This is a genomic window from Streptomyces sp. NPDC030245 (assembly GCF_055572995.1).
On sequence record NZ_JBVICF010000004.1, the window covers coordinates 69137 to 94270 of the forward strand.

Sequence of the window (25134 nt, forward strand, 5' to 3'; positions counted from 1 at the left end):
TCAGATCTCCACAAGCACCGTGAACGGGCCGTCGTTCGTCAGCCCCACCCGCATCTGCGCGCCGAAGCGACCTGTCGCCACCGTCGCCCCCAGGGCGCGCAGCCGCGACACCACCTCGTCGACCAGGGGCTCGGCCACATCGCCGGGGGCCGCCGCGTTCCACGTGGGGCGGCGGCCCTTGCGGGCGTCTCCGTAGAGCGTGAACTGGCTGATGACCAGGAGCGGGGCGCCGGTGTCGCTGCACGACCTCTCGTCGGACAGCATGCGCAGCGACCAGAGCTTGCGGGCGAGCCGGTCCGCCTTCTCCTTGGTGTCGTCGTGCGTGACGCCCACCAGGACGCAGAGGCCCTCACCGCTGATCTCGCCCACCGTCTCGGGGCCGTTCTCGCCGTCGACGACCACGCTCGCGCCGTCGACCCGCTGCACCACTGCTCGCATACGGCCATCATGCCGTGCCGGGGACGGCGCTCGGAACAAGCCCCGATCCCCCCATCTGGGGCCGATTCCGGGCACTCGCTCCCATAGCGGCCACTCGGGGTGGCACGATGCTCACACGCGGTGCACCGCGTCGACCGGTCGAGGGGACGGGTAGAGGCAGATGAGCACATCAAGTACCGGGCAGTCGCCCGGCCACATCTCCCTGCGGCGCACGGAGGTGCCACGGCCGCCCACGCAGCGCACCGGCGGCCGGCTGCTCGCCGAGGGGGCCGGGCGGGACCTCGGCGGGCTGCGCCTGCCGGAGCTCCGCGAACTGCGCAGGGCGGCCCAGCAGGACGAGGCCGACCTCAGCTATGTGCGGCGGCTCCTCCAGGGGCGTATCGACATCCTGCGGGCGGAGATCGCGCGCCGCGGGGAGCCGCACGCGCAGGCGCCCGAGCCGGAGGCGACGGTCATGGACCGGCTCGCGGAGATCCTCAGGGACGCCCCGGCCCGCCACCGCTCCTCGGCCCGGCACGTCACGCTCGGCACGCCGCACGGCGAGGAGTACCGCCTGCTGGCCACGGAGATGCTCGCGGAGGTCGAGCTCTCCGACTTGGCGGCGCGCACCGACGACGAACTGCACACGGCCATGGGTCGCCTCGTGCGGTACGAACAGCAGGTGTCCCGGCGCCGGCAGCGGCTCCAGCGGACGACGGACGAGTGCAGCGCGGAGATCGCGCGGCGGTACCGGGTGGGGGAGGCGCAGGTCGACGACTTGCTGGCGTGACGTCCGCCGGGTGGTGCGGTGGACGCGTCTGAGCCCCGGCCCGTCCGTAGCGATGGACCGGGGCTCAGCCCCCTGACAGCCGACCGGACTCCCGGCTCCCCTCCGGATGGGAGCCCGGCCTGCCGGGTCTGTGCGGCGCCTCAGCCCGACTGGGCGAGGAGCAGGACGAGGAGCCCGGCCCCGACGCCGCTGAGCTGCATGTTCTTCGCCTTGATGCCGATGGTCAGCAGGACGAAGGCGACGATGCCGAGCGGTCCGTACTTCCACTGGATGAGCTGCTCGAAACCGATGGCGAGGGCGGCGACGACGATGGCGATGAGTGGCATGACGGTCCCTCCTTCGGGATCGGGGCGGCGAACCCCGTTGAGCTGGTGGCCAACCCCGGGAGGGTCTGACCAGGTCGCCGAAGTTGGCTACCAACTTCAACTCACTTATCTCCGCTGAGAGTCGACTCATAACCACCTTTCCTGCAACTCCCCTAAGATGGCGCGAAGTTGTACTGTTTGGTTGTGAGCACCGAACCTGCCTCCGTCAACGGGCGCAAGCGAGCGCAGCGGTCCCACCGCGAGGTCGCCGACGTGCTGCGCGACCGGATCAGGTCCGGGACGCTGCGGCCGGGACAGCGCATGCCGACCCAGGCCGAGCTGGCCGACGAGTTCGGCGTGGAGCGTGGTGCGGTGCGGGAGGCGCTGCGCATCCTGCACCGTGAGCATCTGCTGTCCAACGTGTCCAAGGGCAGCCCCGCCACGGTCGCGGAGGCCGCCGAGCGCGCCCCGGCCGGACCGGGCGGCACGCGCCCGCAGCCCACGATGGTCGGCCTGGCCCCGCGCATCGCCGCCGCCTTCGACGTGCCGCACGTGGAGATAGACGCGCTCTGCCTCACGTCCATCTCGCTCACCATGGCCATCGGCGAGCCGCTGCGGCAGATCCACGCCGGACAGCTGAAACCGGCCAAGGTCGACGTCCGGGTGCTGCTGCCGAGCCGCGACATCGACCTCGCCTTCCCCGCGCCGGTCGACGGCGGGGACCACGAGGGCAACCAGGTCCACCGGCGCTGGCTCGACCAGCGCAACGCGCAGGGGCAGGTGCTGCGCCACAACCTCCTGGCGCTGCGGTCCTCGCACGGCATCGACGTATCGGTGCAGTTCCGCGCGCTGCCGTTCACGCCGCCGGTGAAGCTGTACCTGATCAACGGCTCGGAGGCGCTCTTCGCCTACTACACGCTGGCCAAGCGGGACGAGGAGATCGGCCAGGAGTCCCTGGAGATGTACGACGCGCAGGGCACGCAGTCGATGCTCTTCCCGTTCAAGGAGGGGGACGGGCTGCGGGACACCACGTTCGTGGAGCAGTCCCACCTGTGGTTCAACGCCCTGTGGAACACGATCAGTCAGGACCTGCACCTGGCGGCGGGGTAGCGGCCCGCCTGCCCGGTCAGCTCGCCGGGCCCGTCACCAGCAGGGCGAGGACGACGGCGCCGATGGAGCTGCACGTGGGGTTCCGCGCCTTGACGCCGATGGTGAGCAGGAGGAGGCCGACGATGCCCATCGGGCCGTACTTCCACTGCACGAACTGCTCGACGGTGACGGCGACCACGGCTGCGAGGAGGGCTATGGCCGGCATGGTGGTTCCTCCTTCTGCCATCTTGGACGAGTTGGCAACCAACTCTGCTTAGGTTGTCCCCACTTGGCGTAAGTCCATAAACAACTTCCCATCAACTCCCCGACAACTCCCCTGAGATGGCGAGCGGTTGTATCGTCTGGTCGTGACCCAGGAGAACGTTGCAGTGAACGGCAGCAGAAGACTCACCCCCCAGGACATCGCCGACACCCTCCGCGACCGCATCCGGGCGGGCGAACTCAAGGCGGGCGAACGCCTGCCGACCCAGGCCGAACTGGCCGGCGAGTTCGGCGTCGAACGCGGCACCGTACGCCAGGCGATGAAGCTGCTCCAGGGCGAGGGCCTGCTCTCCAACGTCAGCAAGGGAAGCCCCCCGAGGGTGGCGGACGCGGGGCCGGCTCCCGCGAGCCGGGAGCCACAGCCGTCGATGGTGGCGCTGGCGCCGCGGTTGGCGGAGGCGTTCGGTGAGCCGCATGTGCGGATCGACGTGGTTTCTTTCACCGCGGAGACGCTGATGCTGGCGTTGGGCGAGCCGGTGCGGCTCGTGCATGAGGGCCGGGTGCGCCCCGAGTCGATCACCGTGCGGATTCTGCTGCCGAGCAGCGACATCGAGCTGGCCTTTCCGGTGCCCATCGACACCGACGCGGAGAACCAGCAGCGGCTGCACCGGCGCTGGCTCGCCCAGCGCAACGCCCAGGGCCAGGTGCTGCGGCACAACCTCCGCGCCCTGCGCTCCTCGCACGGCATCGATGTGCATGTGACGTTCCGCGCGCTGCCCTTCACCCCGCCGGTCAAGATCTACCTGCTGAACGGTGTCGAGGCGCTGTTCGCCTTCTACTCGCCCCACCAGCAGTCCCTGGAGCTGGACACGGCCGACGGTGACGAGAGCGAGGTGGTGGCCCTCTACGACGTGGGAGGCGTCAAGGCGCCCGTCTTCTCGTTCGAGAAGGTCATGCCGGCCTCGCGTGACGCGATGTTCGTCGAAGAGTCGCAGAAGTGGTTCGACGCACTCTGGGCAACCGTCACGTCGGACCTGACACTCTCTTAAGTGACTCCTGACTCGACGCAACCCGACGCATTCCGGTCCGAGACGGTCGATGAAGAGATCGGCATGCTCCGCGCCCTGACCGGCCCTGTCCGCTTCGTGCTCTTCGACTTCGACGGCCCCATCTGCCGCCTCTTCGCCGGCCACTCCGCGGAGCGTGTGGCGCAGGATCTGGTCCAGTGGCTCGAGCGGCGGGGGCTGCACGGACTCCTCACCGAAGAGGAGCGGAAGTTGGCCGATCCGCACGTCGTACTGCGCGCCGTGGATCAGCGGCACCCCAAGAGCGATCTGGTCGACGAGCTGGAGGAGTGGCTGACCCGGCAGGAGCTGAGCGCCGTGGCCTCCGCCTGGCCCACCGCGTACGCCGACAGGCTGATCCGCACCTGGTCGGCGGTCGGCACCCGGCTCGCCGTCACGACCAACAACGCGCCCTGCCCGGTGGAGCGCTACCTCGCCACGCGAGGGCTCCTGGAGTGCTTCGCCCCGCACATCTACGGCCGCACCCAGAACCTCCGGCTGCTCAAGCCCGACCCGCACTGCGTGAACCGCGCCCTGCGCGCCATGGGGGCGGATCCGGACGCCACCCTCATGATCGGCGACGCGCCGTCGGACTACGTGGCGGCGCGGCGGGCCGGCGTGCGCTTCCTCGGCTTCGCGCGCAACGAACGCAAGGCGGGGCTGCTGCGCGAGGCGGGCGCGGAACACCTGGTCGCGACCCTCGAAGTGCTCTCCGGGGTTGTCTACGCCATGGGGGACAGGGAGGCGCAGTAGCGCCGGACAGCGCTCCTGACCGTGGCGACCGTCCACTTTGTGGCTACTGCCAGGAACGGCGTCGTCCGAGGGATACTCTCTGCGCTCATGCCGTCACCTCCCCCTCGTCCTCCCCGCGAGGAGCCGAAGAGCTGGCCCCGAGAACTCTGGATCCGTCGACTCGCCCTCTTGCACCGGGAACACCCGGACCGCCAGGTCGTGGCCGGTCACCACAACATCAACCACGTGGTGCCGCTCGGCTGGCGTCTCGCCCTGCTGCTGCGCACGATGCCCTTTCGCGCCCGGGTCAAGTGCCGGATGCCGCGTGACACCGTGAAGGTGGCGCCGCGCATCTGGCCGAGTGAGCCGGAACTCCTCGCCGTGGTGAGCCGGCACCTCAAGGAAGTCCCGCGCTGCCTGCGGGACTTCGGCGACTGGTCGCTGCACTCCTACCGGGCCGGGCGCGCGCTCTCCGAAGTGCAGCCGGAGGGACCCGTCGGCGAGCCGATGATGCGTTCCTTCGCCGACTTCTTCGCCCGGACGGCCTCCGTGCCGGACGAGGAGCTGCCACCGAGGCCTCCCGGCTGGCCGGAGTCCGGGCAGAGCGAGAAGTTCCTCCACTGGCTGATCGGCTTCACCGAGGACCGGGTGTACAGCCCCAACCGCTGGCGGTTCGGCGACCTCTTCGCCGCTGTGGGTATCCGGTCCGACGCTCTGGCGGCCTTCCGCGACGACCCGGGCCGCCGGCCCCTGACACCGCGCCCCTTCTGCCTCCTGCACACCGACGTGCACCGCGCCAACATCATCGTCGACCGCAAGCGCATCGCGGTGATCGACTGGGAGCTGGCCATGTACGGCGACCCGCTGCACGACCTTGCCACTCATCTCGTGCGCATGGAGTACGGAAAGGGCGAGCAGGCACGGATGGCGGAGCTGTGGGCCGAGGCGATGCGGTGGGCCGGCCACGGGGACATGACGGCGGACATGGCCGCCGATCTGCCTGTCTACCTGGACTTCGAGTACGCCCAGTCCGTCTTTCCCGATGTCATGCGCGCCGCCCTCGCCCTGCCGGCCGCCCCGGCCGAAGCCGAGCTGACCGAGGCGGCCCTGCGGGTGTGCCGGGCCGTGCGGCGCGCGGCCGAACCCCTGCGGATGGTGGATGTGCCGGATGAGCTGGACGTGCTGACGGCGCTGCGTCAGTGGGTCGGGTCACGGCGCTGAGCCGCTCGCTCGAGTCGGTTCCCACACGGGGTTGTGGATCACCGGTACCGCCGGTTTGACCTCGTCCAGCACGTCCCACAGGTTTTCGAACCAGGCCATGTGGTAGTTGGCCACCTGGCGGGTCGACCTGGTGCGGGAGCGGACATCCCAGCCGATGTACCGGGCCTCCCCGTGCTTGATGCCGAAGCCGGCGGCGTCCAGGATGCTGTGTGTCCTGCCACCCCGAGCGAACGTCTCCTTCTTGATTCCGTACGTCCCATAGATGGCCCTCTCCTCGTTGAGGATGAAGAGCTTGGACTGAGGGCCGTGCGGTGATTCACGCACCTCGCACTCGATTTCGATCTTGGGGTGCCTTCTGTGTATGGCATCGAGCAGGGTGCGGAATTCGCCCCAGTATTTGAGGGTGAAGTCCTCGCGCATGCGGTCGCGGTTCTCCGACGAGTCGTGGAAATGGAGCTTCCCGCTGTGGTGCCGGTCCGGTGTCAGAGCGCCGGGCAGGTTCATCGGGTTCTCCAGGTGGACCACGATGATGTGGAGAGTGAGCCGCTTCGGCCGCAGTCTGCCGTCGTAGATCTCCATGAGGCGGTCTCTGATGACGTCGTAGAGAGTCTCCATGGTGAATCCGGAGAAGAAGATCCGTATGTGCTTCGCCTCGAAGGCCTCCCTGGCCGGTGGGATGAGGTCGCTCAAGGTGCCGTAGACCTCGACGCCGGTGACTTCCCGGTCCGTGGCGCCGCTGATCGCGTCGAAGAGGATCAGCGCGACGACCGCCGCGAACGAGCCGCCGAGGAGCGGCTGGGCCTTGAGCGCATCGCCCAGGGGCTCGATGAGCTGTGCCGCCACGCCGAGGGCGGCCGTGCCCGCCAGGAGCGTTTTGATGAGGCCGGACTTCATGTCCGAGAGGCGTTGCTTCAGTTCGGCCAGGGCCGACGGTCGACCGTGTCCGTCCGGGTCGCGTGCGGGCAATCCAACCCCCCGAGGTAGTGACGCACTATCTTGGCGTCACCAACTGGGCGGCGCCAGCGCCTAATGGGCGGTGCCTCGTCCTTCGGCGGCCCGGATCAGAGGAGCCAGGGAGGTCCCCGCCCATGCGGCACCCCGCTGACGCATCTCGGCCGCTACGGCGGCGTTCCTGGCGTAGCCGAGAAAGGGTGTGCCCGCGGCGGCGGCCGCGGCGAGGTCGGTGAGCTGGTCGCCGACCAGCAGGCAGTCCGCCCGCTTCACGCCCAGGTGTTCCGAGGCCCGCTGTACGCAGTGAGGATGGGGCTTCATGTGGCGCATCTCGTGCGGGTCGCGGCCGAAGACCCGCTCGAACTTCGTTGCGAGGCCGACGCGTTCGAGGAAGGCCCAGATCGGTCCGTCGGCATTGTTGCTGACGATGACCAAACGTTTGCGTTCGGGCTGCCCCTCCAGTGCTGACAGCAGGGGCTTGATGTGCGGTTCCGGGAGTGCTTGAGCCGCTGCCCAGTACTCGTGGCGCGTCACGATGCCCTCGGCCATTTCGAGCGTCTTCTGGTCCTCGTGTCCCGGTCTGTCTTCGGTGAACACCTCACTTCTGAGGAGCTGGAGAAGGCCGTGCGAATCCCGCGATGCCCGGACCCGGTCCGGCAGGGGCACCTTGCGCTCCGACAGCATGCTCTTTATTTCCTCGGCGATGGGAGCCGTGGGGTAGCCGTCGAAGAAGCGGGTGACCGGGCCGTCGAAGTCGAGGAGGAGCGCGTCGGCGTCGGTCAGCAGGCGGGTGAGGAGGCCCAGTTCACCCCGGCCGGGGAAGCCTCCTGAGGGGCTCTGGGATGTCATTTCAGCAAGTCTGGACCGCAGGCGTTCGTTTGGCCACCGCGAGCGGTGCGCCGTACCGCATTTTCCTCGTACGGGCTAGCGCGGATTCACGCCTGGGTGGGGTCGGCCCCGTCACTTGAGCGGCACTGGACGTGGAGTACCCCGACGCATGGGTATCCTGCCTCACTCCTTCATCATCGGATCGGTCCCAGGCTGAAAGACGGGCGATGTCATCCGAAGCGACGTCTGCGGCCCGGGCGCGGGCCGCTCGGGTGAGCGGTGACCGGCGGGCTCTGATCGGCCCCCTCAAGGGCTATCACCACGAGACATACGTCTTCCCGTTGCCCGACGACCCGCTCGCGGGCGGAGAGGGCCGGCGCTGGAAGTGCCGTGAGCCGCGCAGGGATCTGCTCTGGTTCGACCGGCGTTGCTTCGGTTCCGAGGACGAGCTGGTGCGCGCCTTGGCCGGGCACATCACGCGGATCCCGGAAGTGATCGACATCGGCGGCATCGGCCTGCAAAGGTTCATCGAGGGGCGGACGCTCGGGTCACGCTTCACCTTCACCGATGTCATCCCGGATCGACTGATCAGCCAGATCGTCGAGTTGTTCGGGGAACTGATCGTGGTCGACCCCGAGAAGCTCTCCGTGGAGCGCAGGTGTGTGCTGGAGGACCGGCCGCCCGACGGCGACACCGGCGGGTTCCTGGAGCGGTTGATCTGCTTCACCGAGGAGAAGGTCTACCTGCGGAACGAGCCTGCCTTCGGCGGGCTCTTCCACGCCCTCGGAATCGGCGAGGAGTGCTTCGGGAAGCTGCGCAGAAACGTCCCGCGCATGACGCAGAGGCCTTTCGGACTGCTCCACGGAGACCTGCACAGGGAGAACTTCATCGTCGATCCCGGGGGGCTTCTCTGGACCATCGACTGGGAGTTGGCGATGGTGGGCGATCCGCTGTACGACCTGGCCACCCACCTCCATCTGATGCGCTACCGCCCGGACCAAGCCGAGCAGTTGACCCGACGCTGGTGCGAGGTCGTCGAGGCCGCCAGGCCGGGGAGTGCCAGGGGCTGGGAACGGGACCTGCCGGTTCTCCGTGATTACAAGCGGGCGCAGTCGGCCTTCACCGATGTCATTCGTGCGGCTCTCACCCTCGATGCGGGACCGGAGGGGCAGGGAAGGCAGGGCTGCTCCTGGTGGCCGCTCTTCCGCGCGGGCCGGAGGATTCGGGAAGTCGTCGCCCGGGCTGCTGCTCCCCTGGGGCTGACGTACGTACCGACGCAGTGGCAGGTGATGGAGGCGCTGAAGGTGTGGGCGCGCACGGGCGCGGCGCTGGTGCGCAACGGTCACGACGATGGAGCTCACGCGTAACGCGTGACCCCCGTACGCAGCTGCCCGAACGCCCTGTCCGCGGCCGTGACCGCGTCCGCGTGGATCTCCGGCGCCGGCTCGCCCGTCGCGATGCGGTGCCAGTTCTCCTCGGCGAGGATCCGCTGGACGGTGATGATCTGGCCGGCGGCGAGGCGGGTGTCCAGGGGGGTGCCGCCGTGGGCGGTGCGGAGGGCGGTGGCGAGGGCCTGTTCGGAGCGGTGCTGGTAGCCGTGGAGGCGGGCCACCAGGGCCGGGGTGCCGTAGAGGAGGCGGTGGAAGGCCAGGACGGCGGGGGCGTCGCAGAGGCCGGTGACGGGGTCGTGGCGGTCCAGGCCGTCGAGGAAGTGGCGGTGCAGGGCGTCGAGCGCCGTGGTGTCGCCGCGGGCGGTGACCACGCGGGCCGCCTCGTCCTCGTGGTCGGCGAAGCGGTGCAGGACCAGGTCCTCCTTGGAGGCGAAGTAGCGGAACAGCGTCGGCTTGGAGACCTCCGCCGCCTCCGCGACCTCCGCGACGGAGACCTGTTCGAAGCCGCGCTCCAGGAAGAGGGCGATCGCCGTCTCGGAGATCTCCTCGTACCTGCGCTGCTTCTTGCGCTCGCGCAGGCCCGGGGTGCCGGTCGTCGTGCTGTCGCTGGGCGTGGGGCTGGGCATGGGGGCAGTCTAGCCGGAGTGAGATGCGGTTATAAATTTAACTCGGTTGCGTTTTGTCGTTAGTCTGGGGGGATGACTTCGCCAGCCGATGCCCTCGCCCAGGAACGCAGCTACCACGACGCCTGCCGCGCCGCCCTCGCCGGCATGGTCGAAGGCGCCGAGGAACAAGTGGTCGTAGGCGCGGACGTCTCCGCGTCCGGGGCCGACGCCGAAGTGCTCGGCTATCAGTTCCGCAGCCACGCCAAGGCCATGCGGGAGCTCCCCGAGGCGCCGCTCTTCTTCGGGCGGCTCGACTTCGGCGGCGCCGGGCCGCAGGGGGACGCCGCCGGCGAGCACCGCGGGCAGCGCTACTACATCGGGCGGCTCCGCATCACCGAGCACCCCTCCGCCCCGCCCCTCGTCGTCGACTGGCGCGCCCCCGTCTCCCGCGCCTTCTACCAGGCCGGAGTCCAGGACCCGCAGGGCGTCGCCGTGCGCCGCAGGTTCGGCTGGGCCCCCGGCAGCAAGGGCGACTCCGCCGACCTCACCGGCATGGAGGACGAGCGCCTGGGGGAGGGGGAGAGCGGGAGCGGGGAGGGCAGCCGCATTCTCGCGGGGGAGATCGAGCGGCCCCGCGTCGGTCCCATGCGCGACATCGCCGCCACCATCCAGCCCGAACAGGACGACCTCGTCCGCGGTGACCTCGCCGCCTCCGTCTGCGTGCAGGGCGCCCCCGGCACGGGAAAGACCGCCGTCGGACTGCACCGCGCCGCCTACCTGCTCTACACCCACCCCCACCGCGTCCAGCGCTCCGGCCTCCTCATCCTCGGCCCCAACCGCACCTTCCTGCGCTACATCGCCGAGGTGCTGCCCTCCCTCGGCGAGACCGGCGTACGGCAGTCCACCGTCCAGGACGAGGTCGCGCGCCACCCCGTGCGCGCCCACGACGACGCGGCCGCCGCCCTCGTGAAGCACGACGCCAGGATGGCCGAGGTGCTGCGCCGCGCGCTGTACTCCCGCGTCGCGCCGCCCACCGAGCCCCTGGCGGTGCCGGACGGCTCGTACCGCTGGCGGGTGCCGCTCGGCGAGCTGGAGCGGATCATCGAGGACGTGCGGGGTGAAGAGCCGCCGTACACGGTGGGGCGCGAGCGGGTGCGGAGCCGGGTCGTCCGGGCCGTGCAGGAGCAGGCCGAGCGCCGGGCGGGACCGCGCAGCAACACCTGGGTGCAGCGGATCGGCAGGGCCAGGACCGTCAGCGCCTTCCTGGACGGCGCCTGGCCCAGGGTGCGCGCCGACGAGGTGCTCGCCGGTCTCCTCGGTGACGCGGGCGCGCTGGCCGCCGCGGCCGACGGCGTCCTCGACACCGCGGAGCAGCGGGCGATCCTGTGGGCCGTGCCCCCGCGCTCGTACAAGTCCGCGAAGTGGAGCGCCGCCGACCTGGTCCTCCTCGACGAGATCGAGGGGCTGCTCGAACGGCCCGCCGGGTACGGGCACATCGTCGTCGACGAGGCGCAGGACCTGTCGCCCATGGAGTGCCGGGCCATCGCGCGCCGCGCGGGCTTCGGCTCGCTCACTGTCCTCGGCGACCTCGCGCAGGCCACCACCCCGTGGGCGGCCCGCAGTTGGCCGGAGCTCCTCGCCCACCTGGGCAAGCCGGACGCCGCGGTGACGCCGCTGACCACCGGGTTCCGGGTGCCGCGCGCCGTCGTCGGGCTCGCCAACCGGCTGCTCGGGCGGCTCGACGTGGACGTACCGCCCGCCCGGTCGCTGCGCGCGGACGGGGAGCTGCGGGTGCGGAAGGCGGCGGGGTCCGCGGAGGTCGAGGCCGGGGTCGTCGAGGCGGTGCGGGACGCGCTGGGGCGGGAGGGGTCCATCGGTGTCATCGCCGCCGACCGGCGCGTCGAGCGGGTGCGCGCCGCCCTGGCGGCCGCCGGTGTGGCGTGCGCGGGCCCCGACGAACTGGGCGCGCGGGTGACCGTGCTGCCCGCCTCGGTCGCCAAGGGACTGGAGTACGACCACGTCGTCGCCGTCGATCCTGCGGAGATCGCGGAGGCCGAACCGCGCGGCCTGCACCGGCTGTACGTCGTCCTGACCCGCGCGGTCTCCCGCCTCGACGTACTCCACAGCGGGCCGCTGCCCTGGGAGGAGTAGGGACCTGCGTCGGAAGGGACCCTCTCAGCGGTCGAGGACCGCCTCCATGACCGCCTTCGCGATCGGCGCCCCCAGCTTGCCGCCGGCGATCTCCGAGCGCGGGATGTCCATGTTGGACGGGTCGACGAAGACGGCGACGGCGACGGGCGACTCGCCCTCGCTGTTCTTGGCGTACGAGACGAACCACGCGTACGGCCGCTCGTCGGTGACGTCCGCGCCGTGCTGGGCCGTGCCGGTCTTGCCGCCGACCGTCACGCCGTCGATCCGCGCCTTGTTCGCGGTGCCGTTCTCGACGGTGTTCTCCATCATCTCCTGGACCGTCTTCGCGGTCTTCTCGGAGACCGCCTGGTTCAGCGGGTCGGGCGAGGCCTTCTCGATCGTGGACAGGTCGGGGCCGCGCAACTCCTCGACCAGGTAGGGCTTCATGACCTCGCCGTCGTTGGCGAGGCCCGCCGTGACCATCGCCATCTGGAGCGGGGTGCTGGTCAGGCTGCCCTGGCCCATGCCGGTCAGCGCGGTCTGCGGCTTGTCGAGCCGCTCCGGATAGCTGCTGGCGACCGCGCGCACGGGAATGAACTGCTGTTCGTTGAAGCCGAACTTCTCCGCCGTCTCGCGCATCTTGTCCTTGCCGAGCTTGTCCGCGAGGTCGAGGAAGACGTTGTTGCAGGACCACTGCATGCCGGTCTTCACGGAGACCTTGTCGCAGTTGGAGTCCGGCACGTCGTTGCCGATGCGGGTGGAGCTGAGGGGGAGTTTGTACGGGGTCGGCGCGCCGGTCGGCTTGTCGATGTCCGTCACGACGCCGTGCTCCAGGGCGGCGGCCGCCGTGAGGATCTTGAAGGTGGAGCCCGGCGGGTAGATCTCCCGGAGCGCGCGGTTGCTCAGCGGTTTGTCCGCGCGCTTCTCCAGCTCCTTGAACTTCCTGCCCTCCTCGGCGGAGATGCCCGCGAACACCGACGGGTCGTACGACGGGGTGCTCGCCATCGCGAGGACCTTGCCGGTGCGGGGGTCGAGGGCGACGACGGCGCCCTTCGCGTTCAGGCTCACCAGACCTTCGTAGGCGGCCTTCTGCGCCTCGGGGTCGATGGTCGTGACGACGTCGCCGCCCTGCTGCTTCTTGCCGGTCAGCATGTCGAGGGTGCGCTTGATGAAGAGCCGGTCGTCGTTGCCGCTGAGGATGCCGTTGTGGACGCCCTCCAGGAAGGTGCCGCCCTGCGCCTGCGAGAAGTACCCCGTCACCGGCGCGTACATCGGACCCTCCTTGAAGGTCCGCTTGTACGCGAAGTCGGTGCCCGACGTCTTCTTGGAACCGGTGATGGACTTGCCGCCGACGATGATGTCGCCGCGCGGGTGGGAGAACGCCTCGATCTGCACGCGGCGGTTCTTCTCGTGGTTGGCCAGCTCGTCGTTCTCGGCGAACTGCACCCAGGTCGCCCGCAGCAGCAGCGCCAGCGTGAGGATCCCGCAGAAGACGGCTATGTGCCGCAGCGGACGGTTCATGGGTGGCTCCCCCCGGTGCCGGTGACCGAACTCTTCCGGACCCTTTCGGGCTCTTCCGGTCCATGGTGGCGGCTCACGCCCCGGCACGGGAGAGGAACGCGGGGAACGGCGGCTACGGCGTGGCGGGGGCCCGCAGCACCTCGATGACGCTCGCGAAGCTGTCCTGCCCGTGGCCCGCGGCCGCGGCGCGCTCCATCGTCGACCTCAGGAGCTCGGGCAGCGCGGTGTCGACGCCCCGGGCCCGCGCGGCGTGGACGAGGTGGTCGATCGTCGCGATCTGTACGTCGACGGTGGCGTCGTCGCCCGGATAGCGCGCGGCGTCCACCTGGGGCGCGTACGTCGTCATGAAACCGGAGACGGCGCCGGTCAGCCAGCGCAGGGCGATGCGGGTGAAGTCCGTGGCCGGGGGCCCGTCGGCGGTCACCACGGCGGTGCCGTGCAGCCAGCCGGTGAACGTCGCCCACATCAGGCCGAGCAGGGCGGAGTCGTACAGCGAGGCGAGGCCCGGCCGCGCGCCCAGGTAGAGCGGGTCGCCGAGCGCGGCGAGGGCGGGGCGGTGGGTTTCGAGGACCGTCTCCGAGCCGCTGTAGAGGAACATCATCTCGGGGCTGCCGACGCCCGGCGGGGTCGTCATGATGCCGCCGTCGAGATATCCCGCGCCGTGCTCCGCCGCCCAGGCGGCCATCGCCTCGGCCTGCTCCGGCGACCCGGACGTGAGGTTGACCAGGTCTTTCCCGGCCAGGCCGCCCGCCTCGGCGACCGGGTCGAGGACGGTGTGCAGCGCGTCGTAGTCGAGTACGCAGGCGAGCACGAGGCCGCTCGCGGCGACGGCCCGCGCCGGGGACGCGGCGACGTGCGCGCCGCGGTCGGCCGGCGCCTTCGTCTTCTCCGGGGAGCGGTTCCAGACGGTGGTGGGGTGGCCTCGGTCGAGGAGGGCGGCGGCGAGGGCGGAGCCCATGTTGCCGAGGCCGATGACGGTTACGGGGGCTGCGGTGCTTCCTGTGGTGTTCTCCGCGTTCATGTGCATGCGGATCACGCTCGCAGGGCGGCGCCGGGCCCGACAGTGACAGTGGTGACGGCGGACACCAAATTCCTGCCAGGCGCCGCGGAGGGGCCCGCTCGTCGTACGCTCCGGGCATGAGCGCTGGTTCCGTGGCCGTGGTCGTGGCCGACGAGATCGGGGTCCCGTCCTGGGACCTGTACGAACTGAGCATCCCGCTCACGGTGTTCGGCAAACCGCAGCCGGACCTCGCCGACCACTGGTACGACCTGCGGCTGTGCGCGACAGGGGAACGCGACGCGGACGGCGGCGACTTCGGGTTCGCCCTGCGCACCCCCTACGGCCTCGAAGGCCTCGCCGGGGCCGACACCGTGGTCGTCACCTCGGTGCCGGACGCCTGCGTCGAGGAGGGCGCGCCGCTGCCGGCCGGGCTCACCGACGCGCTGCGCGCCGCCCACGAGGCGGGCGCCCGCATGGTCTCGCTGTGCACCGGGGCCTTCGCGCTCGCCGCGGCGGGCCTCCTCGACGGCCGCAGGGCCACCGCCCACTGGATGCACACCGCCCAGCTCGCCGCCCGCCACCCGAAGGTGACCGTCGACGACTCCGTGCTCTACGTGGACGACGGCGATGTCCTGACCAGCGCGGGCCTGACCGCGGGCCTCGACCTCTGCCTCCACCTGGTCCGCCGCGACCTCGGCGCGCACGTCGCCAACCAGCTCGCGCGCCGCATGGTCGTGCCCGCCCACCGGCCGGGCGGGCAGTCCCAGTTCGTCGACCTGTCGGTGCCGGAGACGGACGACGCGGGCCTCGGGCCCGTACTGGACTGGGCCCGCGCGCACCTCGACCGGCCGCTCACCGTCGACGACCTGGCGCGGCGGGCCGCGCTGAGCCCGCGCACCCTCTACCGCCGCCTGCGGGCGGCCACCGGCACGACGCCGCTCCAGTGGCTGCTCAACCAGCGCCTCGCACGGGCCCAGAGCCTCCTGGAGTCGACGGATCTGCCGGTGGAGAAGGTGGGCGAGCTGAGCGGCCTCGGCACGGCGAACAACCTGCGGCACCACTTCCTCAAGCACGTCGGGGTCTCGCCGGGCGACTACCGCCGGTCCTTCTTCAGCCGCCGCCCAGCTGCTTGATCAGGCACCGCCCAGCTGCGTGACCATGTTCATGATGGCGGTGATCTGCCGGCCGCCCTTCTCGGCGTACTTGGTGTCACCGCCGTAACCCCACCAGTTCCAGCAGCCGCGCGGGTTGTCGAGGGATGTGGTGGCCTGCGGGTACAGGACGATCATGCGGTTCGTGTCGGCGTACTCGTTCAGATGCGCCTGGCGCATGAAGGTGTCACCGATCTGCCCGTACGTCTGCTGACAGCCGTGCAGCGCGACCATGAGACGGCATACCCCGTCGGCGCAGGCTTTCGGGACGTACGCGAAGCCGTCCCTGCCCATGCTGACGGCGGCCGCGCTGCCGCCCGGCGCGTGCCGGTTCTGGTCGAAGCGGACGAGGGTGCCGTCGAGCGGTGCGGTCGCCGCGGGGCTCACCGGGGCGCCGAAGAGGTGCGTGAGCATGGGGCGTTGCGGGTCGGTGCCGCAGTTGTTGAGGTAGGGCGCGGCGGTGCTCGTGCAGGGTACCGTGCCGAGCGGGGAGACCCAGGCGTGGCCCGCGGCGGACGACGTGTCGTACGCGACGTCCGCGCCGAAGTCCCGGTGGTAGCGGGCCAGATCGTCGTTGACCGGGCGGTCGACGGTCCGGTCGTTGGCGCCGTGGAAGAGCCAGACGGGGTCGCCGGAGAGGTTCGCCACCGGGTCGACGCGGCCGGCCGCGGCGCGCTCCCTGGTCAGCTGCTCCAGCTGCGCCGGGGTCCTGCGCGGCATGAACGTGTCCATGCAGGCGTACAGAGCGGTGTTGACGCTGCCCTGCGCGCAGTCGTAGGCACCGGCGCTGAAGATCCCGGCCCCCTCGTAGACGGCGGAGTGCGCCACGTGCAGCTGATCGGCGAGATACCCGCCGGACGAGACGCCGGACACGTACACCGACCCGATGTCGTAGGGGCGCAGTTCACCGGGGGTGGGGGCCGGGACGGCGGCCGCGGCGCCACCGGCCCCGCCGAGGGCGAGGGTGAGGGCGAACGTGAGGGCGGCGGCCGCGGCCGACAGCGTCCGCAGGGTCTTTCGGTACGCCATGAGTACCTCCGGGGACGGGGGTGGAAGCCGTCATCGTGGAGGCTCGGCGCGGGGACGACGAGGTGGGCCGGGGCCACTCCGTGGGTGCGGGGGGTGTGGCCCGGCGCCACGCTCAGGCCGACGCGTCCAGCGGTTCCAGCGCGTCCACCGGTCCCAGTGCGTCCAGGGCGGCCAGGATGTCGGAGGGCTCGGCCCGCACGGTGTAGTCGGTGTCGACGAACGCCCAGCGGACGACACCCGTGCGGTCGATGACGTAGGTGGCGGGCAGCGGCAGGGTGCGGGCGTGTCCGTCGTTCACCCGGCTCAGCTCGAAGCCCAACCGGTCGTAGAGGGCGCCGAGTTCGTCGGAGAGGTCGAAGGCGACGCCGTACTGCTCGGCGACGCGGGAGCCGATGTCGCTGAGGACGTCGAAACCGAGCTGCTCCTTCTCCGTGAGGGAGAGCGTCTCGTCCGGGATCTGCGGCGAGACGGCCACCAGGCGGGCGCCGCGGGCGGCGAAGTCGTCGTGGTGCCGCTGGAGCGCGCGCAGGGTGATGTTGCAGTAGGGGCACCAGGCGCCACGGTAGAAGGTCAGGACGACGGGTCCCTCGGCGAGCAGGCCTTCGAGGGAGACGGGACGGCCGGTGGCCGAGGGGAGGGTGAAGCGCGGGGCCGGGGCGCCCACCGCGAGCGCGCGCTCGGCGAGCCCCGACGCGGCAAGCTCCGTCGCGGCCCGGTCCATGATCTCCAGCACGTCCGGAGGGAGCCTGCGGTGGCCGTTCGTGTAGAGGTCGAGGAGTTCGTCCTTGAGGCACATGGCGACGGCGGCCTTTCTTGGAACGTCCGTTTCAGGATCGGTCGTCTCAGAATGGCGAGCGGCGGGGTGGGCGTCAAGAGCTATCTTGGAATTGCCGTTCCAAGTACCGTGAGGAAGCCGGGAGCCCCAACTCGTGCCCGACATCAAGCACTTCGACCCCGACGAGGCGCTGGACCGTGTGGTCCGGCTCTTCTGGCAGCACGGTGCCGCCACGACGTCGATCCAGGCGGTGACAGCGGCGACGGGCCTCAACCGGTCGAGCCTGTACGCCACGTTCGGCGGCAAGCGCGAGCTGTACGTCGCCGCACTCCGGCGCTATCTGCGCGACCACTCGCACCGGGCGTTCCGGACCATCGCCGAGGACGGGCGGGGGCTGCCCGGCGTACGGGACTTCTTCGAGGCGCTGATCACCCTGCGCTGCGAGGGTCCGTACGCGGGGTGGGGCTGCATGGTGGTCAACGCCCATGCCGGGGCGGAGCAGACCGACCCGGAGGTCCGGGCCCTCCTGGACGACCACCACGAGCGGCTGCGGGACGCGATGCGGGTGGCGCTCGAAGCGGCCCGCGCGCGTGGGCAGTTGGGTCCCGCCACGTCGGTCGATGACTGCGCCGAAGCCCTCGTCCTCCTCGCGTACGGCGTGAACCTCCGCTCCCGCGCCGGGGCCGACGCCACGGTGCTGCGCCGCACGGTGGACGGGGTGCTCGCGACCTGGTCGAGCGGGTGCTGACGGGGGAGCGACCGGGGCGCTGACCGGGGCGCTGACCGGGGCGCTGATGGAGGGCGTACGTGGGCTGAAGACCGTACGGGACGTGGAGGAGCGGGCGTACGTGGGAGGGCGGGCCGGCCCTCCCACGCTCCCTTCACCGGCGACCCAGCAGCTCCACCAGCCTGGCCGGCCCGTCCGTGCCGTGGCCCTCGCCGATGGCGCGCCGGACCAGGCCCTCGGCGGCGCGCATGACGCTCGCGTCGATGCCGCGGGCCTCGGCGGCGTGGACGACATGGGCCATGGTCGAGGCCGCCGACGTGATCGGGTTGCCGTCGCCGGGGTAGCTGCCCTTGTCGACATCCGCCACGGTCCCGTCGATGATCGCGGGCATGATCGCGCTGATGCCCTTCGCGAACGGCGCCAGCTCCTGCGCGGTGACACCCTCCGCCTTCGCCACCGCCAGCCCGTGCATGAGCCCCGTCATCGACGTCCAGAAGAAGTCGAGCAGCGCGATGTCGTACGCCGCCGCCCGCCCGATGTCCTCCCCCAGGTGGGTGTGGGTGCCGCCCAGCTTTTCGAGGACGGGGCGGTGCTCCTCGTAGAGCGCGGCGTCACCGCTGTGGATGAAGACCCCGTGCGGCGTGCCGATGGTCGGGGTCGGCGTCATGATCGCGCCGTCCAGGTACCGGACGCCGTGCCGGGCCGCCCACTCCGCGGTGGACCTGGACCGGCCGGGGGTGTCGGCGCTGAGGTTCACGACCGTACGGCCCTTGAGCGCGGCGGTGACGGCGTCGCGGCGCAGGACCGCGTCCGACGCGTCGTAGTTGACGACGCAGACGACGGTCAGCGGGCTCGCCGCCACCGCCTCCTCGGCCGTGGCGGCGCTCACCGCGCCCTGCCCGACCAGCTCGCCGTCCCGGCCGGGCGTGCGGTTCCACACGGTGGTGCGCACCCCGGCGGCCAGGAACGCGCCGGCCAGGGCGCGGCCCATCGGGCCCAGGCCGATGACGGTGACGGCGGACTGCTCGTTCTGCGAAGACATGATCCAACTCCCGTGTGAGTATGTGAATATGAATGGGCGTGCGTGGGGGCGTGCAGGCATGGGCGTGGCCCATGAGGGCGTACGAAAGGGAGCGATGTGACGCGCAGCCGTGCTCAGGACCCGAACGTGTGCGGCGTGACCGCCGCGATCGCGGTGATCGACGGCAAGTGGAAGACAGCGCTGCTCTGGCCCCTGGAGAGCGGGCCGCACCGCCCCGGCGAGCTGCTGCGGCTGCTGCCGGGCCTGACGGAGAAGGTACTGACGCAGGCGCTGCGCGAGATGGAGGCGGACGGCCTCGTGCACCGGGAGGTGTACGACGTACGGCCGTTGAAGACCGTCTACTCCCTCACGGAGTTCGGCCGCGACCTGTGCGAGGCCCTGGCCCCGCTGTCGGACTGGGGCCACCGGCGCCTGGACAGGCTGGCCGAAGGCGCCGTAGGTGCCATGGACATCGAGGACGCCGTGGACCGGCCGGAACTCCTGCACCGGCAGGCATCGTGACGCGCGACCACCTCACCCCCTTCATCCGGCCCGGTTCGTGCGCTCCGCCGCCCCTCAAGGTTCGCCGCTGAGCCGCCCCGCGCCAAGTACCCACTTAAAAGTGGCTATCGGGGGCGGAGGCGGGACGACGGCCGAGGCACAGGCACCGGGCCGGCTCACTGCCGGAGCTCCACCACATCCGCGATGACACAGCTGACGTTGTCGGGGCCGCCCCTGCCGTTGGCCAGCCCGACGAGGTCCCGTACGGCCTGCTCGGGTTCGCCGACCGTCATGACCACCCGCCGCACCTCCTCGTCCGGGACGACGGCGGACAGGCTGTCGGAACAGAGCAGGTACCGGTCACCGGCCCGCGCCTCGTGCAGACGCAGGTCCGGCGCGGCGTCGGAGCCCGGCGTGAGGGCCCGGAGCAGCAGGGAGCGCTGAGGGTGGGAGTCCGCTTCCTCGGGGGTGATGCGCCCTTCGTCGAGCAGCGACTGCACCACCGTGTGGTCGTGGGTGATGCGGAAGAACTCGCCGTCGCGCAGGAGGCAGGCCCGGGAGTCGCCGATGTGGACGAGGGCGAGGTGCGAGCCGGTCCAGAGCAGCGCGGTGAGCGTCGTACCGTCCTCCTGGGGCGGACCCGTGACGCCTGCCACGGCCCGCCGGGCCTCCTCGACCGCGTCCTCCAGGACGTTGAGGAGGCTGCCCGCGGGGATGGTCTCGGTCTCCAGGCGCTTGAGGGTGTCCACGGCCGCGGCGCTCGCGGGCGCGCCGCCGCGCCCGAACCCGTCGGCGACCGCGAGGAGCCGCGAACCGGCGTACGCGGTGTCCTGGTTGCTCTCCCTGACGAGGCCGGTGTCGGACAGCGCGGCGTAACGAATACCCAGGGGTAGGGGACGGTCGGCAGGGGACGTGGTGGAAGAGGCAGTGGGGGGAGCAAAGGGGAACGTGTCGTCGAACACGGCGGGGCTCTTCCGGGACAGGTGGTCGACGAGGAAGGCGGCCAGGTCCCGCCGCGTGGCGGTCTCCGCCTCGACCCGCGCCCAGTACGCCCGCACCTCCCGCGCCGCCGCGTCCGCGTCCAGCGTGCACACGTGCTGGATGCGGGCGAGCGGCATGCCCAGGCGGCGGAGCCAGGCGACGAGCCGGGCCCGCTCCAACTGGTCCGGTGCGTACAGGCGGTACCCGGTCACGGGGTCGACGCGGGCCGGGGGCAGCAGACCGAGCTCGTCGTAGAGGCGCAGCGCCTTCGGCGACAGCCGGGACGCCTTCGCGAACGCCCCGATGGTCAGCATCCCCATGCCCGCCCCCTTCCTCGGCCGGGCACTTCACCCGGCCCGACCGATGCTGCGGCTTCCCCCAAGGTGAAGGTCAACCGCCGCTCCGGCGCCGCGTTCCCACCGCCCCGCGTACCCGACGTCCCCGCTGTCCCGACGCGGCGGGGCGCCCGACGCGGGGATCAGCCGCCCACGTACGCCGCGAGGTGCTCGCCCGTGAGGGTGGCGCGGGAGGCGACGAGGTCGGCGGGCGTGCCCTCGAAGACGATCTTGCCGCCGTCGTGGCCCGCGCCGGGACCGAGGTCGATGATCCAGTCGGCGTGCGCCATGACCGCCTGGTGGTGCTCGACGACGATGACCGACTTGCCCGAGTCGACGAGCCGGTCGAGGAGGCCGAGCAGCTGCTCGACGTCGGCGAGGTGGAGGCCGGTGGTCGGCTCGTCCAAAACGTAGACACCGCCCTTGTCGGCCATGTGCGTGGCCAGCTTCAGCCGCTGCCGCTCGCCGCCGGAGAGCGTGGTGAGCGGCTGGCCGAGGCTGAGGTAGCCGAGCCCGACGTCCGAGAGGCGCCGCAGGATCTTGTGGGCCGCGGGCGTGTGCGCCTCGCCGGAGCCGGAGCCGGAGCCGGAGCCGGAGCCGGCATCCGGGCCGAAGAATTCCTCCGCCTCGTCCACCGACATCGCGAGGACCTCACTGATGTCACGGCCGCCGAGCCGGTACTCCAGGACCGACGCCTGGTACCGCCTGCCCTCGCACTCCTCGCACGGGGTGGCGACGCCCGCCATCATGGCCAGGTCGGTGTAGATGACGCCCGCGCCGTTGCAACCCGGGCAGGCACCCTCCGAGTTCGCGCTGAAGAGCGTCGGCTTCACGCCGTTGGCCTTCGCGAACGCCTTGCGGATCGGGTCGAGCAGCCCGGTGTACGTCGCCGGATTGCTGCGCCGGGAGCCGCGGATCGGGGTCTGGTCGACGGAGACCACGCCCGCGTGGGCGGGGACCGACCCGTGCACGAGCGAGCTCTTGCCGGAGCCCGCGACTCCGGTGACGACGGTCAGCACCCCGAGCGGGATGTCGACGTCGACACCGCGCAGGTTGTGCGCGCTCGCGCCGCGGATCTCCAGCGCCCCGGTGGGCTTGCGCACGCTCTCCTTGAGCGCCGACCGGTCGTCGAAGTGACGGCCCGTGACGGTGTCGGAGGCCCGCAGCCCCTCGACGGTGCCCTCGAAGCAGACGGTGCCGCCGCCCGCACCCGCGCCGGGGCCGAGGTCGACGACGTGGTCGGCGATCGAGATCGTCTCGGGCTTGTGCTCCACGACGAGCACGGTGTTGCCCTTGTCCCGCAGGCGCAGCAGCAGGCCGTTCATCCGCTGGATGTCGTGGGGGTGCAGGCCGACGGTGGGCTCGTCGAAGACGTACGTCACGTCGGTGAGGGAGGAGCCGAGGTGGCGGATCATCTTGACGCGCTGCGCCTCGCCGCCGGACAGGGTGGCCGCGGGCCGGTCGAGCGAGAGATACCCGAGCCCGATCTCCACGAACGAGTCGAGTGTCTGCTGCAACGCGGTGAGCAGCGGCGCCACGGCCTCGAACGCGCCGGCCGGCTGTCCCGCGGACGACTCCGCGAGGCCGCGGACCCACTCGGCCAGGTCCCTGATCTCCATCGCGCAGACGTCGGCGATGCTCTTCCGCTGGATCTTCGACGAGCGCGCGCCCTCACTGAGGCGCGTGCCGTCGCACTCGGGGCAGGTGGTGAAGGTGACCGCCCGCTCCACGAACGCCCGGATGTGCGGCTGCATCGACTCCTTGTCCTTGGACAGGAACGACTTCTGGATCTTGGGGATGAGCCCTTCATAGGTGAGGTTGACGCCGTTGACCTTCACCTTGACCGCCTCGCCGTACAGGAAGGCCTGGAGCTCCTTCTTGGTGTACTCGCGGATCGGCTTGTCCGGGTCGACGAAGCCGGACTGGGCGTAGACCTGCACGGTCCACTGGCTGTCCGACTTCCAGCCGGGGATGGTGAACGCGCCCTCGGCCAGGGACTTGGAGTCGTCGTAGAGCTGGGTGAGGTCGATGTCGGAGACCGTGCCGCGGCCCTCGCAGCGCGTGCACATGCCGCCGGTGCGCTGGTACGTCGCGGTCTGTGCCTTCGTCTTGTTGCCGCGCTCGATGGTGATCGCGCCGCTCGCCCGGACCGAGGCGGTGTTGAAGGAGTACGCGCTGGGCGGGCCGATGTGCGGCTCCGCGAGCCGGCTGAAGAGGATGCGCAGCATCGCGTTGGCATCGGTGGCGGTGCCGACGGTGGAGCGGGGGTCGCCGCCCATCCGCTGCTGGCCGACGGTGATCGCGGTGGTGAGCCCGTCGAGCACGTCGACCTCGGGGCGCGCGAGCGTCGGCATGAAGCCCTGCACGAAGGCGCTGTACGTCTCGTTGATCAGCCGCTGCGACTCCGCGGCGATCGTGTCGAACACCAGCGAGCTCTTGCCCGAACCCGAGACGCCGGTGAACACCGTCAGCCGGCGCTTCGGGATCTCGATGCTGACGTTCTTGAGGTTGTTCTCCCGGGCGCCGTGCACGCGGATCAGGTCGTGACTGTCGGCGGCGTGCGACAGCGGGGTCTGCTCGCTGCTCGTCTTCCTGGTGCTCATCGTCGTCTCCATCGAGGTCCGGCACGCGGCGTCGTGCGTTTTCACGCTAGCCGGGGGGTCTGACAATCGCGTCTCGACCGGTGAGGAGATCACTGAGGTGAGCAAAAGAGAAAGGCAAGGAGGGATACACACTCCTTGCCACTCTTAACTTATAGCGCACAGGGGGCCTTGCGGCAAGACCCCCGTGGTCCTGCACAATCACCGCTCGTAACAACGACGAGCTCGACAAACGCGGGCGCACATGGGGGACTTCATGGTGGATCACAAGGCGGAGCACACGGCGGAGCACACGGCCGACGTGATCATCGCCGGCGGCGGCCCGACCGGCTTGATGCTGGCGGCCGAACTGCGGCTACAGGGCGTGCACGTCCTCGTCCTCGAGAAGGAGACGGAACCGACCAAGCAGTCCCGTGCTCAGGGCCTGCACGTGCGCAGCATCGAGGTGATGGCCCAACGCGGGCTGCTGGAGCGGTTCCTGCCGCTCGGCAGGCAGTTCACGGTCGGCGGCTTCTTCGCCGGCCTCGGCAAGGCATGGCCCGACCGCCTCGACACGGCGCACTCGTACGTCCTCGCCATCCCGCAGGAGATCACCGAGCGCCTGCTCGCCGAGCGCGCCGCCGAGCTCGGTGTCGAGGTCCGGCGCGGCTGCGAGGTGGCCGGGCTGAGCCAGGACGACGACGGGGTGACCGTCGAACTGGCCGACGGCGCCCGGCTTCGCTCGCGCTACGCCGTCGGCTGCGACGGCGGCCGCAGCACGGTGCGCAAGCTGCTCGGCGTCGCCTTCCCCGGCGAGCCGAGCAGGAACGAGACGCTGCTGGGCGAGATGGAGGTGGCCGTATCGCCCGAGGTCCTCGCGGAGAAGATGGCCGAGGTCCGCAAGACACAGCTGCGGTTCGGCGCCATGCCGCTCGGCGACGGGGTGTACCGCGTCATCGTGCCCGCCGACGGCGTGTCCGAGGACCGGGCGGCCCCGCCGGTACTGGCGGACTTCCAGCGGCAGTTGCGGGCGTACGCGGGCACCGACTTCGGCGTGCACTCGCCGCGCTGGCTCTCCCGCTTCGGCGACGCCACCCGGCAGGCCGAGCGGTACCGGGTGGGCCGCGTGCTGCTGGCCGGCGACGCCGCGCACATCCACCCGCCGACCGGCGGGCAGGGCCTCAACCTCGGCATCCAGGACGCGTTCAACCTCGGCTGGAAGCTGGCCGCCGAGGTCAACGGCTGGGCGCCACAAGGCCTGTTGGACAGCTACCACGACGAACGGCACCCGGTGGCGACCGCCGTACTGGACAACACCCGTGCGCAGATGGAGCTGATGTCGCAGGAGCCGGGAGCGCAGGCGGTGCGCAGGCTCCTCGCGGAGCTGATGGACTTCGAAGAGGTGAACCGCCACCTCATCGAGAAGATCACCGCGATCGGCGTCCGGTACGACTTCGGAGAGGGCCACGAACTGCTCGGCAAGCGGCTGCGGGACCTGGAGCTGAAGCACGGCCGCCTCTACGACCGGATGCACGAGGGCCGCGGACTGCTGCTCGACCAGACCGGCCGCCTCTCGGTGGACGGCTGGACGGACCGGATCGATCACGTCGTCGACGTCAGCGAGGAGCTGGACGCCCCCGCGGTGCTGCTGCGCCCCGACGGCCACGTGGCATGGGCCGGCGACGACCAGCGGGACTTGCTCCGCCGGCTGCCGACGTGGTTCGGGCCGGCCGCGGGCTGACCGTCGGACACGGGGGCCCGGCACCGGC

General features: G+C 71.0%; 24 protein-coding genes. 11 read left to right on the top strand and 13 right to left on the bottom strand.

Annotated elements, in window-relative coordinates; translation table 11 throughout:
• Window positions 1-438, bottom strand: coding sequence for a D-aminoacyl-tRNA deacylase (dtd, locus tag ACZ4Z4_RS12325; protein ID WP_468326009.1), 438 nt, complete (start codon window positions 436-438; stop codon window positions 1-3).
• A gap of 160 nt (window positions 439-598) precedes the next feature.
• Here dtd and ACZ4Z4_RS12330 point away from each other — a divergent pair, with 160 nt between their 5' ends.
• Window positions 599-1207, top strand: a complete 609-nt coding sequence (locus tag ACZ4Z4_RS12330) for an RsiG family protein (RefSeq protein WP_468326012.1) — start codon at window positions 599-601, stop codon at window positions 1205-1207.
• Between the two features lie 140 nt (window positions 1208-1347).
• Here the strand turns inward: ACZ4Z4_RS12330 and ACZ4Z4_RS12335 are convergent, their stop codons facing one another.
• Window positions 1348-1533: a hypothetical protein gene (locus ACZ4Z4_RS12335; RefSeq protein ID WP_468326015.1), complete on the bottom strand. Its 186-nt coding sequence runs from the start codon at window positions 1531-1533 to the stop codon at window positions 1348-1350.
• A 177-nt stretch (window positions 1534-1710) separates the two neighbouring features.
• Between ACZ4Z4_RS12335 and ACZ4Z4_RS12340 the strand changes: the two genes are divergently transcribed.
• Window positions 1711-2622, top strand: a complete 912-nt coding sequence (locus ACZ4Z4_RS12340) for a winged helix-turn-helix domain-containing protein (RefSeq protein ID WP_468326018.1) — start codon at window positions 1711-1713, stop codon at window positions 2620-2622.
• A 16-nt stretch (window positions 2623-2638) separates the two neighbouring features.
• On the opposite strand, the gene ACZ4Z4_RS12345 is transcribed toward ACZ4Z4_RS12340, so the two are convergent.
• The gene (locus tag ACZ4Z4_RS12345; protein ID WP_468326021.1) at window positions 2639-2827 is read right to left on the bottom strand and encodes a hypothetical protein; all 189 of its coding nucleotides are present in this window, start codon (window positions 2825-2827) and stop codon (window positions 2639-2641) included.
• Window positions 2828-2963: 136 nt separating this feature from the next.
• Here ACZ4Z4_RS12345 and ACZ4Z4_RS12350 point away from each other — a divergent pair, with 136 nt between their 5' ends.
• The 3 genes from ACZ4Z4_RS12350 (at window position 2964) to ACZ4Z4_RS12360 (ending at window position 5840) form a co-directional block, all read left to right on the top strand.
• Window positions 2964-3872, top strand: coding sequence for a GntR family transcriptional regulator (locus ACZ4Z4_RS12350; protein ID WP_468326845.1), 909 nt, complete (start codon window positions 2964-2966; stop codon window positions 3870-3872).
• A gap of 63 nt (window positions 3873-3935) precedes the next feature.
• Complete coding sequence (locus ACZ4Z4_RS12355) at window positions 3936-4640, top strand: HAD family hydrolase (RefSeq protein WP_468326847.1); 705 nt, start codon at window positions 3936-3938, stop codon at window positions 4638-4640.
• 168 nt (window positions 4641-4808) lie between these two features.
• The gene (locus tag ACZ4Z4_RS12360) at window positions 4809-5840 is read left to right on the top strand and encodes an aminoglycoside phosphotransferase family protein (protein WP_468326023.1); all 1032 of its coding nucleotides are present in this window, start codon (window positions 4809-4811) and stop codon (window positions 5838-5840) included.
• Here ACZ4Z4_RS12360 and ACZ4Z4_RS12365 read toward each other — a convergent pair.
• Both ACZ4Z4_RS12365 and ACZ4Z4_RS12370 read right to left on the bottom strand, forming a co-directional pair.
• Complete coding sequence (locus tag ACZ4Z4_RS12365; protein ID WP_468326026.1) at window positions 5829-6806, bottom strand: hypothetical protein; 978 nt, start codon at window positions 6804-6806, stop codon at window positions 5829-5831. The two genes, ACZ4Z4_RS12360 and ACZ4Z4_RS12365, sit on opposite strands and share 12 nt — an antisense overlap.
• Before the next feature lie 60 nt (window positions 6807-6866).
• Window positions 6867-7640 (bottom strand): HAD-IA family hydrolase, encoded by a 774-nt coding sequence (locus ACZ4Z4_RS12370; RefSeq protein ID WP_468326028.1) that lies wholly within the window; start codon window positions 7638-7640, stop codon window positions 6867-6869.
• A 206-nt stretch (window positions 7641-7846) separates the two neighbouring features.
• Between ACZ4Z4_RS12370 and ACZ4Z4_RS12375 the strand changes: the two genes are divergently transcribed.
• The gene (locus tag ACZ4Z4_RS12375; RefSeq protein WP_468326031.1) at window positions 7847-8986 is read left to right on the top strand and encodes a phosphotransferase; all 1140 of its coding nucleotides are present in this window, start codon (window positions 7847-7849) and stop codon (window positions 8984-8986) included.
• On the opposite strand, the gene ACZ4Z4_RS12380 is transcribed toward ACZ4Z4_RS12375, so the two are convergent.
• The gene (locus ACZ4Z4_RS12380) at window positions 8977-9636 is read right to left on the bottom strand and encodes a TetR/AcrR family transcriptional regulator (protein ID WP_468326034.1); all 660 of its coding nucleotides are present in this window, start codon (window positions 9634-9636) and stop codon (window positions 8977-8979) included. The genes ACZ4Z4_RS12375 and ACZ4Z4_RS12380 overlap by 10 nt on opposite strands.
• Before the next feature lie 72 nt (window positions 9637-9708).
• Here ACZ4Z4_RS12380 and ACZ4Z4_RS12385 point away from each other — a divergent pair, with 72 nt between their 5' ends.
• Complete coding sequence (locus ACZ4Z4_RS12385; RefSeq protein WP_468326037.1) at window positions 9709-11766, top strand: HelD family protein; 2058 nt, start codon at window positions 9709-9711, stop codon at window positions 11764-11766.
• Between the two features lie 24 nt (window positions 11767-11790).
• On the opposite strand, the gene ACZ4Z4_RS12390 is transcribed toward ACZ4Z4_RS12385, so the two are convergent.
• Both ACZ4Z4_RS12390 and ACZ4Z4_RS12395 read right to left on the bottom strand, forming a co-directional pair.
• A complete protein-coding gene (locus ACZ4Z4_RS12390; RefSeq protein ID WP_468326040.1) occupies window positions 11791-13266 on the bottom strand; it encodes a peptidoglycan D,D-transpeptidase FtsI family protein in 1476 nt (491 codons plus the stop codon).
• A 112-nt stretch (window positions 13267-13378) separates the two neighbouring features.
• Window positions 13379-14287 carry an NAD(P)-dependent oxidoreductase gene (locus ACZ4Z4_RS12395; protein WP_468326849.1) on the bottom strand — a complete coding sequence of 303 codons (909 nt, stop codon included), beginning with the start codon at window positions 14285-14287 and terminating at the stop codon, window positions 13379-13381.
• 137 nt (window positions 14288-14424) lie between these two features.
• Between ACZ4Z4_RS12395 and ACZ4Z4_RS12400 the strand changes: the two genes are divergently transcribed.
• Window positions 14425-15399, top strand: coding sequence for a helix-turn-helix domain-containing protein (locus ACZ4Z4_RS12400; RefSeq protein ID WP_468326851.1), 975 nt, complete (start codon window positions 14425-14427; stop codon window positions 15397-15399).
• Here ACZ4Z4_RS12400 and ACZ4Z4_RS12405 read toward each other — a convergent pair whose 3' ends face one another.
• Together ACZ4Z4_RS12405 and ACZ4Z4_RS12410 are read right to left on the bottom strand one after the other, a co-directional pair.
• Entirely contained in the window at window positions 15400-16446 is a 1047-nt protein-coding gene (locus ACZ4Z4_RS12405; RefSeq protein WP_468326042.1) for an extracellular catalytic domain type 2 short-chain-length polyhydroxyalkanoate depolymerase, read from the bottom strand.
• A gap of 112 nt (window positions 16447-16558) precedes the next feature.
• Complete coding sequence (locus tag ACZ4Z4_RS12410) at window positions 16559-17242, bottom strand: peroxiredoxin-like family protein (RefSeq protein WP_468326045.1); 684 nt, start codon at window positions 17240-17242, stop codon at window positions 16559-16561.
• 133 nt (window positions 17243-17375) lie between these two features.
• Between ACZ4Z4_RS12410 and ACZ4Z4_RS12415 the strand changes: the two genes are divergently transcribed.
• Entirely contained in the window at window positions 17376-17969 is a 594-nt protein-coding gene (locus ACZ4Z4_RS12415; RefSeq protein ID WP_468326048.1) for a TetR/AcrR family transcriptional regulator, read from the top strand.
• Between the two features lie 133 nt (window positions 17970-18102).
• Here ACZ4Z4_RS12415 and ACZ4Z4_RS12420 read toward each other — a convergent pair whose 3' ends face one another.
• On the bottom strand, window positions 18103-18990 hold the full coding sequence (locus ACZ4Z4_RS12420; RefSeq protein WP_468326051.1) for an NAD(P)-dependent oxidoreductase: 888 nt from the start codon (window positions 18988-18990) through the stop codon (window positions 18103-18105).
• A 96-nt stretch (window positions 18991-19086) separates the two neighbouring features.
• On the opposite strand from ACZ4Z4_RS12420, the gene ACZ4Z4_RS12425 reads away from it, so the two are divergent.
• Window positions 19087-19491, top strand: a complete 405-nt coding sequence (locus tag ACZ4Z4_RS12425; protein ID WP_468326054.1) for a winged helix-turn-helix transcriptional regulator — start codon at window positions 19087-19089, stop codon at window positions 19489-19491.
• A gap of 155 nt (window positions 19492-19646) precedes the next feature.
• On the opposite strand, the gene ACZ4Z4_RS12430 is transcribed toward ACZ4Z4_RS12425, so the two are convergent.
• Window positions 19647-20771: a MerR family transcriptional regulator gene (locus ACZ4Z4_RS12430; protein WP_468326057.1), complete on the bottom strand. Its 1125-nt coding sequence runs from the start codon at window positions 20769-20771 to the stop codon at window positions 19647-19649.
• 158 nt (window positions 20772-20929) lie between these two features.
• Window positions 20930-23389 (bottom strand): ATP-binding cassette domain-containing protein, encoded by a 2460-nt coding sequence (locus tag ACZ4Z4_RS12435; protein ID WP_468326060.1) that lies wholly within the window; start codon window positions 23387-23389, stop codon window positions 20930-20932.
• Window positions 23390-23642: 253 nt separating this feature from the next.
• Here ACZ4Z4_RS12435 and rox point away from each other — a divergent pair, with 253 nt between their 5' ends.
• Window positions 23643-25106, top strand: coding sequence for a rifampin monooxygenase (gene rox / locus ACZ4Z4_RS12440; RefSeq protein ID WP_468326063.1), 1464 nt, complete (start codon window positions 23643-23645; stop codon window positions 25104-25106).
• The last annotated feature ends 28 nt before the right edge of the window (window positions 25107-25134 follow it).